The sequence below is a fragment of the Arcobacter lacus genome, from assembly GCF_003063295.1.
GTDB lineage: Bacteria > Campylobacterota > Campylobacteria > Campylobacterales > Arcobacteraceae > Aliarcobacter > Aliarcobacter lacus.
The window spans coordinates 1-12,542 of the sequence record NZ_MUXF01000008.1; the positions used below are offsets into that span (position 1 = coordinate 1).

The 12,542-nt window shown below is 27.5% G+C and carries 17 protein-coding genes; 14 read left to right on the top strand and 3 right to left on the bottom strand.

Features of this window, described 5'->3' with window-relative positions; translation table 11 throughout:
* Nucleotides 1–276, bottom strand: a 276-nt coding sequence (locus B0175_RS05015; RefSeq protein ID WP_210004277.1) for a hypothetical protein, incomplete at its 3' end; no start/stop codon positions are given.
* A gap of 627 nt (nt 277–903) precedes the next feature.
* Here B0175_RS05015 and B0175_RS05020 point away from each other — a divergent pair.
* Nucleotides 904–1,749, top strand: a complete 846-nt coding sequence (locus B0175_RS05020) for an OB-fold protein (protein WP_108527561.1) — start codon at nt 904–906, stop codon at nt 1,747–1,749.
* A gap of 75 nt (nt 1,750–1,824) precedes the next feature.
* Nucleotides 1,825–2,205: a thermonuclease family protein gene (locus B0175_RS05025; RefSeq protein ID WP_228156070.1), complete on the top strand. Its 381-nt coding sequence runs from the start codon at nt 1,825–1,827 to the stop codon at nt 2,203–2,205.
* Between the two features lie 6 nt (nt 2,206–2,211).
* Here B0175_RS05025 and B0175_RS05030 read toward each other — a convergent pair whose 3' ends face one another.
* Both B0175_RS05030 and B0175_RS05035 read right to left on the bottom strand, forming a co-directional pair.
* Entirely contained in the window at nt 2,212–2,964 is a 753-nt protein-coding gene (locus B0175_RS05030; protein WP_108527563.1) for a phage antirepressor KilAC domain-containing protein, read from the bottom strand.
* A gap of 119 nt (nt 2,965–3,083) precedes the next feature.
* Nucleotides 3,084–3,674 carry a LexA family transcriptional regulator gene (locus tag B0175_RS05035; protein ID WP_108527564.1) on the bottom strand — a complete coding sequence of 197 codons (591 nt, stop codon included), beginning with the start codon at nt 3,672–3,674 and terminating at the stop codon, nt 3,084–3,086.
* 101 nt (nt 3,675–3,775) lie between these two features.
* Here B0175_RS05035 and B0175_RS05040 point away from each other — a divergent pair, with 101 nt between their 5' ends.
* The 12 genes from B0175_RS05040 (at nt 3,776) to terL (ending at nt 12,509) form a co-directional block, all read left to right on the top strand.
* Nucleotides 3,776–4,009 (top strand): helix-turn-helix domain-containing protein, encoded by a 234-nt coding sequence (locus B0175_RS05040; RefSeq protein ID WP_108527565.1) that lies wholly within the window; start codon nt 3,776–3,778, stop codon nt 4,007–4,009.
* Nucleotides 4,010–4,011: 2 nt separating this feature from the next.
* A complete protein-coding gene (locus B0175_RS05045) occupies nt 4,012–4,452 on the top strand; it encodes a hypothetical protein (protein ID WP_108527566.1) in 441 nt (146 codons plus the stop codon).
* 13 nt (nt 4,453–4,465) lie between these two features.
* Nucleotides 4,466–4,588, top strand: coding sequence for a hypothetical protein (locus B0175_RS11350; protein WP_265735064.1), 123 nt, complete (start codon nt 4,466–4,468; stop codon nt 4,586–4,588).
* Between the two features lie 298 nt (nt 4,589–4,886).
* The gene (locus B0175_RS05050; protein ID WP_108527567.1) at nt 4,887–7,448 is read left to right on the top strand and encodes a DNA methyltransferase; all 2,562 of its coding nucleotides are present in this window, start codon (nt 4,887–4,889) and stop codon (nt 7,446–7,448) included.
* On the top strand, nt 7,448–8,380 hold the full coding sequence (locus B0175_RS05055; RefSeq protein ID WP_108527568.1) for a hypothetical protein: 933 nt from the start codon (nt 7,448–7,450) through the stop codon (nt 8,378–8,380). The genes B0175_RS05050 and B0175_RS05055 overlap by 1 nt, the downstream gene beginning before the upstream one ends.
* The gene (locus tag B0175_RS05060) at nt 8,377–8,895 is read left to right on the top strand and encodes a hypothetical protein (RefSeq protein ID WP_108527569.1); all 519 of its coding nucleotides are present in this window, start codon (nt 8,377–8,379) and stop codon (nt 8,893–8,895) included. The genes B0175_RS05055 and B0175_RS05060 overlap by 4 nt, the downstream gene beginning before the upstream one ends.
* Nucleotides 8,895–9,074 carry a hypothetical protein gene (locus B0175_RS05065; RefSeq protein WP_108527570.1) on the top strand — a complete coding sequence of 60 codons (180 nt, stop codon included), beginning with the start codon at nt 8,895–8,897 and terminating at the stop codon, nt 9,072–9,074. The genes B0175_RS05060 and B0175_RS05065 overlap by 1 nt, the downstream gene beginning before the upstream one ends.
* Nucleotides 9,075–9,162: 88 nt before the next feature.
* Nucleotides 9,163–9,399, top strand: a complete 237-nt coding sequence (locus B0175_RS05070) for a hypothetical protein (RefSeq protein WP_108527571.1) — start codon at nt 9,163–9,165, stop codon at nt 9,397–9,399.
* Nucleotides 9,392–9,784, top strand: coding sequence for a RusA family crossover junction endodeoxyribonuclease (locus tag B0175_RS05075; protein WP_108527572.1), 393 nt, complete (start codon nt 9,392–9,394; stop codon nt 9,782–9,784). The genes B0175_RS05070 and B0175_RS05075 overlap by 8 nt, the downstream gene beginning before the upstream one ends.
* Before the next feature lie 84 nt (nt 9,785–9,868).
* Nucleotides 9,869–10,540: a hypothetical protein gene (locus B0175_RS05080; protein WP_108527573.1), complete on the top strand. Its 672-nt coding sequence runs from the start codon at nt 9,869–9,871 to the stop codon at nt 10,538–10,540.
* Nucleotides 10,540–11,121 (top strand): hypothetical protein, encoded by a 582-nt coding sequence (locus B0175_RS05085; RefSeq protein WP_108527574.1) that lies wholly within the window; start codon nt 10,540–10,542, stop codon nt 11,119–11,121. Before B0175_RS05080 ends, B0175_RS05085 begins: the two co-directional genes overlap by 1 nt.
* Complete coding sequence (terL, locus tag B0175_RS05090) at nt 11,121–12,509, top strand: phage terminase large subunit (protein WP_108527575.1); 1,389 nt, start codon at nt 11,121–11,123, stop codon at nt 12,507–12,509. Before B0175_RS05085 ends, terL begins: the two co-directional genes overlap by 1 nt.
* The last annotated feature ends 33 nt before the right edge of the window (nt 12,510–12,542 follow it).

Consider the following 12,542-nt stretch of genomic DNA (forward strand, 5'->3'; position numbering starts at 1 on the left):
AGTAGTTATTCCAGTTCCCTCAAGGTCTAAATATCCACCAACAGATAAATTATCAGGTAAAGCAGTTATTCCAGTTCCTCTAAGGTCTAAATATCCACCAACAGATAAATTATCAGGTAAAGCAGTTATTCCAGTTCCTCTAAGGTATAAACTTCCACCAACAGATAAATTATCAGGTAAAGTAGTTATTCCAGTTCCCTCAAGGTCTAAATATCCACCATAAACCAACTTTTCACCATCTTGTTTTAATTCATATCCTAAATCTTTTAATGTCATCTTTTCTCCTTTAAATTTTAGACTTAACAAAGCAGTCAATACCTTTCAATAAAGACGGATTTCTTTATTTTGTTTCACATAACTATTACTAACAACAAATATAATAAATTTAACGATGTTCTTGACTGCTTGATTAAATCTAAAGATAAATCTTAAGTAAGTAGTGCCATAGGACTTTCACCTATGGACGATATATTTCAAGTGTTAGTTCGCACTCAATAAAGAGGATATGGCTTAATATTTTCACTTGTATTAAAGGAACAATTTATACTTTCCACATATTTACCGAACTTGTCTTACAGTATAACTTCTTGATTGTCCTATCACTCGCCGTACTATTGTGTCTATCTTCCACCACACTACTTATTTAAGATTTAAAGTTTGACCGACTTCTCGTGCTTATCCGCGTTAAGATAAGATTTCCTTTTTAGGATAAGGAACTCAACCTATTTTAAAGAGTGTTTTCTCTTACAATGTTTTAAACTAAAACTTGTTTTGATAAAAGAATATTACCAATATGGAAATTAAATAAAGCTTAAAATATTACCAATATGGAAATAAATTTTATAACTTGAAATTAAAAAGGTTTTAGATAAAATCTATATAATTAAATAAAAAGGGGTTAGAATGGCATTAATAAAATGTAAAGAATGCAATAAAGACATATCATCAACTGTTAAAGTTTGTCCTCATTGTGGTTATAAAAAGAAACCAAGCAAACTTACTTACTTTATAGTTATTGTACTTGGGATAATAATAGGAAGCATATATCTAACTAACAAACATGGTAATTCAAATATAGAAAATAAAGTTCAAGAGCAGCAACAAGTAAAAAACCTATTTACTGAAATTGAGTCTAATTTATTTAGAGCCATGATTGAAGATGAAATAGAAGTAACAGCAGATGGTGGAGAGTCATCACTTGTAGAAATGAATATTTTAATATTACCTCAAATAGTCACAGCTGATAAGCTTCAAAGAGAATATGTTAAAAATGAAGTTAAGGCAGATGAACAATATAAAAATAAAATCTTATTAGTTTCTGGGAAAATTGATAACATTCAAAAAGATGCCTTTAATAATATGAACTTGAAGTTAATAGGTGGGGATAATATGTTTTTATATCCAACTGCACAAGTTGAAGACAAATATACTAGCTGGGTAGCATCACTTAATAAAGGGAATAATGTTAAATTAGTTTGTAAGGGCAGAGGATTTGTTATCGGAACTGCAAGTTTAGGTAATTGTGTTCCTTATTATAATTGGCTTCAAAATCAAAATATAGGTTCAAAAATACTAAATGATTATAAAAATAATCCAGAAGGAAATACTAAAACAATGATAAATATTATTAAAGTGGTAGGACAAAAATTAGATATAAATGGTTTTTGTAGCACAGCAACTTATAATAAAGAAAAATGCTTAGGCGAAGGAATTAAAATATTAGAAAAACTAAAAAAAGAAAAAAAATAGTAAATGATAAGAACTATACTTGTACTTATAGTCCTATCTTCCTATTTATTCTCTCTTGAATTAATAGGTAAGGTAGTGAAAGTATCTGATGGAGATACAATCACAGTTCTTACAAGCGATAAAACTCAATATAAAATTAGATTGAACGATATTGATGCTCCAGAAAAAAAACAAGCTTTTGGAAATAAATCAAAAGATAATTTAGCTAAATATATAGCTGGTAAGACTGTAACTGTTCAATATCAAAAAAAAGATAAATATAAAAGAATACTTGGAACTATCTACTATAACAATATAGATATTAATTTGCAACAAGTAAAAGATGGTTTTGCATGGGTTTATAAAAAGTATTCAAAAAATCAAGATTACTATAATGCTGAAAAACTAGCAAGGGAAAATAAAAAAGGGCTTTGGATTGATAAGAATCCAATAGCCCCTTGGGAGTTTAGGAAATAGAATTAATCATAAATTAAAAGAGTTTTTAATTTTTTTAGTTAAAGCAACTTGTCCTTTACCAGTTATCTTTGTAGTCATTGTAATTCTTGTACTACCATCTGGATTGTTTATTGTTCTTTCTGTAACTTCAAAATAACCATTATCTATGTATTGTTGCATTGGTTGATTGTATCCGTTTCCACTTGAAATAAGATATTTATTATCTCTTAGCCATTGAAAAAGTCTATTTTGTCCAATATTAAAATCATCTGTACTTATTACTTTTGCAAATTGTCCTATTAATATTGATGTTTCACTTTGCGCAACACTATCTGCAAATACAATCTTTGGCTTTTGTACTTCTATTGTATCTTGAAGTGTAATAACTTTATTTTGTAATTGATTTATAACTTTTGAATTTTCCAAAAGTAACTGTTCAATAGTCATAGGTTTATTTGCTTGTTTCTCTACTTCAATAAAGTATTTTCTAACTTTTCTACCTTTTTCAGTATTTGAAACCATGCAAAGTTCTTTAGCCATATCAAGAGTTACTATATAATCTTCTCTTGGTCTTCCAAACTTTTCGTCATTTTTGACGATAATATAATCAGCCATATTTTCAAAATTATATTTTTCTACTGCTCTTTGTATCCATTTTGAATATTCAGTATTTATACCTAAGAACTCATAAAGTTCTCTACTATTTACAGAATTTAATTGTTCTGTTCCAATATTTGTTTTTAGAATTTTGATTAATTCTATTTTCTCTAATTTACTCATGAATAAATTACTCCTGCTTTAATTTTTTGTATACAGAAAAATTTTATCAAAAATAAATTTTGTGATTAAAATTTATTACATTTTGAAATATTTTTATTTAATTTATGTTTCCTATTAATTTAAAAATCTTTGTCTATTCGTCCGACTACTCTAGCCATAACTAAATCATAATTATCATCACAATGTATAGTTATTATGTCATAGTCAGGGTTCAAAGGTAGTAGAGATATTATTGTTCCAACTTCATTAATTTTATATTTTTTAATTCCACTTTCACCATTTAACCAATAATGTACAATTTTACCATTATCAATAATTTGGTTTGGTATGCAATATACTATATCCCCATCATTTATTTTTGGAGCCATACTATCACCGTCAGCTTCAACAGCATACATACCATCTATGTACATATCAAGTGGAACAGAAACAGGCTCATAATTACTTAAATCATAATCTTTTGGTTTTCCACAAGATGATTTACCTATAAGAGGTACTAGCTTTGAAGATAAAGACTGATTACCCATTATTTCATCAATGCTCATATTTAAAGCCTTAGAAATTAAAGGGTATAAAGAAACTGGTATATTTCTTTGTTCATTTAGATATCTATTTAAGTTTACAGTTGTTTCTTCTATCATATCTGCAAAATCTTTTTGTGATAGTTTTTTATCTTTTAAAATTTGTTTAATATTAGAACCTACGCCCATTTAATTCCTTACATTTTAATGATTTATTATACCATAGTGGAAATATCCATATTGGTAATATTTTAAGCTTTATTTAATTTCCATATTGGTAATATTGCTATATGAAAAAAATAAGTCAAGAACAAATAAAAAAAATACTTAAGTGTGAACTTTCTACTGTTTCAAGATATTTGACTGGAAAAAGAGCAATTAAATTATCTTCTGCTTTAAAAGTTAGTGAAGAGTTAAAAGTACCAATTGAAATTTTTACAGACAAAGAAACTCAAGTTAAATTTTTTGGGAAATCTTTTCTCTCTGAAAATATACAAAAACCAAAACAAAATGAAAAGGTTTAATGATGGCTAAATCAAACAAAGAGATTGAATATTACAGAGTTTTAAGAGCCAAAATGATGGTTAAAGCTGAAATGCTTAATGTTAATTGGGCGAGATATTATGCCAACCTTTTGGATTTAGGTGGAGTTAATAATGAACAATATCTAAAGAACTATTTCAATGATGACCAAAAGAGATTTAATAGTGAACAATTGATAACTATATTGATTGATTTAGAAGATGTAAAAGAGATTGAAATTATTACTCAATGTCAAATGCAAAATGAAGTTCTAAAAGCTGTTAAAGAGATTGGAAGTATAACAAGTGAAATGGAAAAACAATTTGATAATAAAGATGAAATAAATAGTAGTGAAGCTTCAAAGGTTTTAAGTAAAGCTAGACCTTTATTAGCAGTTGTTAATAGATTTGTATTAAGACTTGAAGAAACTAAAGCAAGAAATTAAGAGGAGTTAGAAAATGAAATTAATCATAAATGGAATTGCTAAATATTTCCAAAATATAAAAGATAAAAAAACAAAAGTTAAATTAACTCACCTCGATTTAAAAGGTGAAAAACCTATAAAGCTATCTTTTAATTAGGTAGCTTTGATTAGGCACATTATCCCCTTAGTGTGTCTAACAAAAGCTATTAAGCTTTAATGTGTTTTAAGAAATTTTTCCTTTATTGGATTAGAGTGAGTCTTGATTTGGCTTTCCTTTCTCACTCTAATTTAAAACACCCATCAAATGGTGCAACGAGATTATATTAAAAATATTCTTAGTTGCTTACAAAAAACCTTTTACAAACTAACTACTCGTTTTTTAAAAATTCCTCCAAGATACAAAATTGGGGTAGTTAGTTGGTTTGTAAAGGCAAATAGTATCTTTGGAGGATATTATGAGTAAGAATGAAGTACCTTACAATGAATTTATAAAAAATAAAATCAAACTAAAAGAAGAACAAGGCTTTTCAAACATTCAAATAAGCGATATTAATCCAATTCTAAAAGACCATCAAAAAGCAATAGTAAGATGGGCAGTAAGACAAGGTAGAGCAGCAATATTTGCATCTTTTGGTTTAGGTAAAACAATAATACAACTTGAAACTGTAAGAATTACTAGAAATTATGCAGGTGGATATGGATTAATAGTATGCCCTTTAGGTGTTAGAGGCGAGTTTATAAATGATGCAAAATTACTAAATGTTAAAGTTAAATTTATAAGAAGTGTTGAAGAAGTAGAAGATGAAAAAACTATTTATTTAACTAATTATGAAACTATCAGAGATGGAAAAATAGATCCTAATTTCTTTACAGTTGCTAGTTTAGATGAAGCTAGTGTTTTAAGAGGATTTGGTGGAACTAAGACATTTAGAGAATTTATGGCTTTATTTGCTGGTGATAGAAAAACTATGAATTTAAGAACAATAAGAGAGTCGGTACCTTATAGATTCGTAGCTACTGCAACACCATCACCAAATGATTATATAGAACTTTTAGCATATAGTGCTTTTTTAGGTGTTATGGATGTATCACAAGCAAAAACAAGATTTTTTAAACGAGATAGTACAAAAGCTGATAAATTAACTCTTCATAGTCATAAAGAAGATGAGTTTTGGTTATGGGTAAGTTCATGGGGATTATTTGTACAGAAACCATCTGATTTGGGTTTTAGTGATGATGGATATTCATTGCCTGATATGAAAATCAACTGGGTAGAACTTGCAAATGAAGAAAATGACTTTGACTATGACCATAATGGTCAAGCTATTATGTTTAGAGACTCTTCAACTTCTTTAATTGAAGCAAGTAGAGAAAAAAGAGACTCTGCTCCTAAAAGAATTAAAGCTGCACAAGAAATAATTAAAACATATACAAACAATGAACAAATTGTTATTTGGGCTGATTTAAACTATGAACAAGAAGAAACAGAAAAAGCCTTAAAAGAGATAAATTGTGATTATATCTCTCTATATGGAAATCAAACAATAGACGAAAGAGAAAAACAATTAAACAGTTGGAAAGCTAAAGAAAAAAGAGTTTTTTTATCTAAGCCTATGATGTATGGTAGTGGTGTAAATCTTCAGCAATCAAACAAAATGATTTTTTTAGGAATTGGTTTTAAATTTAATGATTTTATACAGGCTATTCATAGAATTTATAGATTTTTACAAAGTAAAGAAGTAGAGATAAATATTATCTATACAGAAGCAGAAAATGGTGTAAGAAAAATATTAGAGGAAAAATGGATGAAACATAATAAAACAGTAGAAAAAATGACAGAAATAATCAAAAATTATGGTCTAAGTAATAAAGAAATGTTTGAAGTACTTGAAAGAAAGATAGGAGTAGAAAGAATAGAATCTAGTTCTAAATTATATACATTAGTTCATAATGATACAGTTGAAGAAACTAAAAACATGCAAGAAAATTCTATGGATATGATTTTAACTTCAATCCCTTTTTCTAGCCAATATGAGTATAGTCCTAATTATTGTGATTTTGGACATAGTGATACAAATAGCCACTTTTTTGAGCAAATGGATTTTTTAAGTCCAGAACTTTTAAGAGTTTTAAAACCTGGACGAATTGCTGCAATACATGTAAAAGATAGAATAGTACCAGGTGGACTTACTGATTTAGGTTTTCAAACAGTTTATCCATTTCATAGTAATTGTATAAACCATTATATTAAACATGGTTTTGCTTATATGGGAATGATTACAGTAGTTACAGATGTTGTAAGAGAAAATAATCAAACTTATAGATTAGGGTGGAGTGAAGTTTGCAAAGATGGAAGTAAAATATCTTGTGGTATGCCTGAGTATATATTACTTTTTAGAAAACCACAAACTGATAATACAAGAGCTTATGCAGATGATCCAGTTGTTAAAAATAAAAGTGACTATTCGAGAGCAAGATGGCAAACAGATGCACATGGTTTTTGGAGAAGTTCTGGAGATAGATTACTTATGCCAGAAGAACTTGAAAAAATGGAAAGTGATAAGATATTTCAAACTTTCAGAGATAGACATTTAGAGTCTATTTATGATTATGAACATCATGTAAAAATAGGTGAACATTTAGACTTAAAAGGTAAATTACCAGTTTCATTTATGCTTTTACAGCCACCATCTTGGAATGAAGATGTTTGGACTGATGTAGCAAGAATGAGAACTCTAAATATGATACAAAAACAAAAAGGGCAAGAACAGCATTTATGTCCTTTACAATTTGACATAATCCAAAGATTAGTTAATAGATTCACAAATAAAGGTGAGATAGTTTTTGACCCTTTTAGTGGTATAGGTAGCACTGGATATATATCTTTAAAAGAAGATAGAAAATACAGAGGACATGAATTAAATTTTGGTTATTGGGTTGATAGTTGTAGTTACTTAAAAAGTGCAGAAGATGAAAAATTGTTACCATCTTTATTTGACTTTATGGGAGTTGCATAATGAAAAGATACATAGCAATAGACCTATTAGCTTTAAAACAACATAAATTAGCCTTAGAAGAGTGGACATTATTAGAAAATATTTATTTTATGAGTAATAATGAATTTGGTTGGTGTTATGCAAGTAAAGACACTCTAAGAGATATTATTCAAGTTTCAAATGGTCAAATATATAAAATTATTAAAAAGCTTTTAGATAATGGTTTTTTAGTTAAAAATAATGAAACTGGATATTTAAAGGTTACTCAAAAATGGATAACTATTAGTAGTGGAATAGTAGATACAAAAGGGTGTGGAGACCCTCTCCAAAAAATGGAAAATATATCTCCAAAAAATGGAATAGACCCTCTCCAAAAAATGGAGACAAAGATAGATAATATTAAGAGAGATATTAAGAAAGAAGAAAGAGAGAGTAATAGTAATTCTACTAATGCAAATTTTGAAGAAGAAAAAAATATCCCTCACTCTTTTTCTAAAAATGAAAATAAAAAATTTGAAGATGAAAAATTAAATCCAAGAGAAGTTATTGAAGCTTACAAAGAAAAAATTTCAGACAAACATGGTGATGTTCAAGAGCCTAGCAGTTTTAACCAAATTATTTTGAGAAAGACTGATATCCAAAAAATGATTATTGCGATAGATAATTATGCAAAAGCATTAAAACTTAGCGGAAAGAAACCAGAAAAGCTATTTTTCTTTATCCGTGATGGAATTTACCTTGATTACCAAAACGAGCAAGTTATAGAACTTGGCAAAAATCAAGCTTTAGTTCCAAATGATTTAATTGGTAAAAGCTTTTCTGTTGATGGTGAAACTATCAAATTTTTAAAAGATGGGTATTTAAAAATAGAGAAAGACCATAAAGTTACAAATGCTAAAAATGTAGCTGATATGGTTAATACAATTAGAACTGCTTTAGGCGGTGAAAGATGAGAATATTAACACAAGCAGAAATGAAAGAGTTTGAAATAACTTTTGATTATTTGAATAATTATATTGGTGGATTTGCAGATTGGAAATATAAAAAGACAACAATTTATGATTTAAAAATTAATGGCATGCCTTTACCAAATGAACTTTTAGCTTTTTCAAGAAGTTTAGAAAGATTAAATGCACTAAATAAACTAAATATGCAATTTGATAAATCACATAATTCGTTACATAAGATTAGTTTACTTTTTAATGATTCAACAGAAGATAGAAAAAAAATAGTTCTTCAAATATTAATTAACTATTGCTTCAAAGCTAAAGTTCAACCATATAAGCTAAGAGTTGAAGAAGTTAGAAATGGAAAATATTACTTTGTTGCTCTAAATGTAGTTAAAAAAGATGAACCTATTGTAGCTATTTTTGATGGTAATTATGTAAGTAAAATTGAACAAGAAGAAGATGATCACAATTTCTATGATGGTTTAGAAACTATGAGAAAATTAAAAGTAGGTGCATGATGGGTGCAAAACCAAAAGAGATTATTTTAAGAGATTGTAGCAAATGTAATGAGAGTATCAAACAAGATAATAAGTTGCATTGCAAGATAAAAATTAAAGATTTGAATTTGCCATTTTCTTGTTATAGCGAAGTAACTGTAAAAAGAGAATGCGGATATTTTAAGGAGATAAACAAATGAATTATTTAGTCGATATTTTAACTATTTTGTTGATTGGTATAGGTGTTGCAGTTGGGTTTGTAATTAGTTTGTTTGAAAAGGATAAAAGATGAGTAGTTATTGGCACAACGAATCAAATAAAATAATAGATAAAGTAATTAAAGAAAAAGGAAAACTTATAACATTAAAAGATATTGATGAAGCATATCCTTTTGGAGAACGAGCAAGACACCCTTATAAAATGTGGTTAAAAGCCAGAAAAGAAAAAGCTATTAAATTAGGACTTTTAAAAATAGATACATCAAATCAAGACATGGGTTTATTCAAGGAACATATCAATGACTAAACCAATTATCCCAACTGAACATCAAGAGCAATCTTTAGAATGTAATCTTGTACCACCATCTGTAAATCATCTTTATCAAACATATTCAAAAAATGGAAAAATAATAAGAACTATGACAAAAGAGGGATTGCAATTCAAAAGAGCATTATCTCTACTTGCAAAAGCAAAAAAGTTTAAATTAATAGAGGGGGATTGTTCTCTTGAATATACACTGTATTGTAGCAAAAAAGGGAGAACGGATTTAGATAATACTTTAAAAGCAATACAAGATTCGTTAGAAGGGATAGCTTATAAAAATGATTCACAAATTGTAGAAATTGTAGCAAGAAAAATTAGGAACTCTAATAAAGATGGTTTTTTTATTGTTATTAGGAGTGTTAAATGAATAAGCAAGGTTATAAGGCTATTGTTTGTTATGGAAGTAGTGCAGCAATAAAAGAGACTGAAGAATATATAAAAGGATAAAACAATGTCATCAAATATTTTATTGGATTTAAGAGAAAATACAAAGAATAAAGAAATGCTAAACTCTTTTTATCAATGTGTAGATTTATTTGATGACAATTTAGAAGATTTAGCAGTAGCAATGATATTAATACGAAAACAAATAGGAACTAATGAAAGACCAAATATTGTTTACAAAAAAGTAGAAGAGGGTAAATTTAATTTGCTTTTTAATTATTGTGAGTATTTATTAGATTTACCTACAAATACATTAAAAAATCTTAAAAACCTAGTAATCTTAAAAAAAGAAAAAATATTAAATAGAATTTTTGAAAATAAAATTGAATTTCCAATATTTAAAAAAGATGATGCAGGAAATGTTTATAAGTTTAATGATGAAATTGATTTTGAAGTAGTGTTTATTAAAAATAAAAACAATTTAAAAAATGATTTAGAATTTAATGATAGTAATTTAAAATTAGTACATTGTGATAAAGAAAGAGAACTATATAACAATCAACCTATTTGGTGTTGGAATAATGGATATAAAGAAAAGCAATTAAGATTTTATAATAGTTTTTCTAAGTGTGCTTATAGTTGTTATAGTAAATCTATTTTTGATTTTCACTTTGATAACTATAAGGCTTTAAATTTAGAGCAAATAGATATTTTAGATTTTATGATGGAGTTTGAATAATGGCTAAGCTTTCAGATAGACAAAAGAACAATATTATTGCTAAATGGAAAACAGGTCAATATACTAAATCAGCATTAGCAAAAACATATAAAGTTGATGAAAAAACAATAAGAAATATTACCGAAAACATAGAGCCTAAAAATGCCGATTTTGTCGAAGCTACATTAATGCTTGAAAAAGTCAAAAAGTCCGAGTTAAGTCCGATAGAAATAACAGAAATAGATAAGGCTGTAAAGTATAGATTAGAAAAGGAATTTTCGGAGGATAATAAAAGAGTTAGAATATATGATACTTCGTTTAAAATACTTGATACTATTGATGGAATATTAAAAAAAGGTAAAGTTGAAGAAAAGGTATCAGTAGGCGATGGAGTGCAACAATTTGAAGAAAGATACCTTAATGCAAATGATACTGAAAAATTAGCAAATGCAGTTGATAAATTATCTATAACTACAAATGTAAATCAAAGACACTCAAGCAGTCAAGTAAATATTCAAAATACAAATGCACAGCAAACAAATATAGAATTAAGCAAAGATATTATCCTTGAAACATTAAGCGAGTTTGAAAGTGATTATTGATGAATAATATAGCACTTAAAGGAATATTATTAGAAGATTTTAAAAGATATCTTAGATGGTCCTTTAAAACAAAATATAACTCAAAGATAATATTAAAGCAGTTTCATATTGATATTTGTAATTTATTAGTTGATGTTTATTTAGGACATATTAAAAACTTGATTATTAATATGCCTCCAAGAAGTGGTAAGACTGAAATCTTAAATACTTTTTGTGAGTGGACCTTAACAAAACATCCTGAAAGTAAAAATATTATGACTTCATATTCAGATATGTTAGTAACTAATAATTCACAAGCTATTAGAGATATGCTTATGAGTAAAGAACATTATAGTTTATTTGGTATTGAAACAAAAAAAGATAGTACAGCCAAAAAACTATGGAAAACTAATTTAGATGGTGGACTTTATGCAGTATCAAGTTTTGGGCAAATTACTGGTTTTGGTGCTGGGCTTAAAAAAGATGGATGGGGTGGTTTTATTGGAGTAGATGATCCATTAAAGCCAGACGATAGAGAAAGTTTATTAAAACTTGATAAAGTTAAAGATTGGTTTGAAACCACATTGTCAAATAGAAAAAATAAGCCAGATACTCCAATAATTATAATTATGCAAAGATTACATACTAATGACCTTGTAGGGCTTATACTAAATAATGCTTTTGGTGATAAAAATGAATGGACCCATTATAAAGTAGAAATAATTGATGAAATAAATAAATGCTCATTATGGGAAGAATATTATCCATATAACAAGTTAATGACTATAAAGGCTAATAACTCAGATTATTACCACTCTCAATTCCAACAATCACCAATCATCAAAGGTGGAAATATCTTTAAGACTTCATGGATTAAATATATATCTCGAGAGGTTATTAATACTATCATTTTTGAAAGATATTTTATTACAGTTGATACAGCTTTAAAAAACAATGAAAAAAATGATTACACAGTTTATAGTGCCTTTGGAGTATTTGAGAATAGATTATATTACCTGGATATGTTCAGAGGTAAGCCATTATCAAAAGAGCGAGAAGTAACAGCAAGAGACTTTTATAACAGAAATAATAAATATCCGTTCCAGGGAATGCACATCGAACAAAAAGCAAGTGGAGTGGATTTATTTCAAAGAATGAAAGATGATGGCTTTATGGTTTTTGAAATTGAAAGGAATGTTGATAAAGTATTTAGAGCAAATAATAATGTAAGCTATTTGGAAATATACGGATTGTATGTTGTTGAAGATTTACCTAATGTTACTGACTTTATAAGTGAATATGAACAGTTTCCAAATTCTAAAAATGATGACATCATAGATACTTTAATTGATGGTGTAGAAATAGCATACAAAAACAATATTTTAGATTATGAAGCAATCAATGGATAAATGATTTTTTAGCCTTTTTTTGAGTGTTATAAT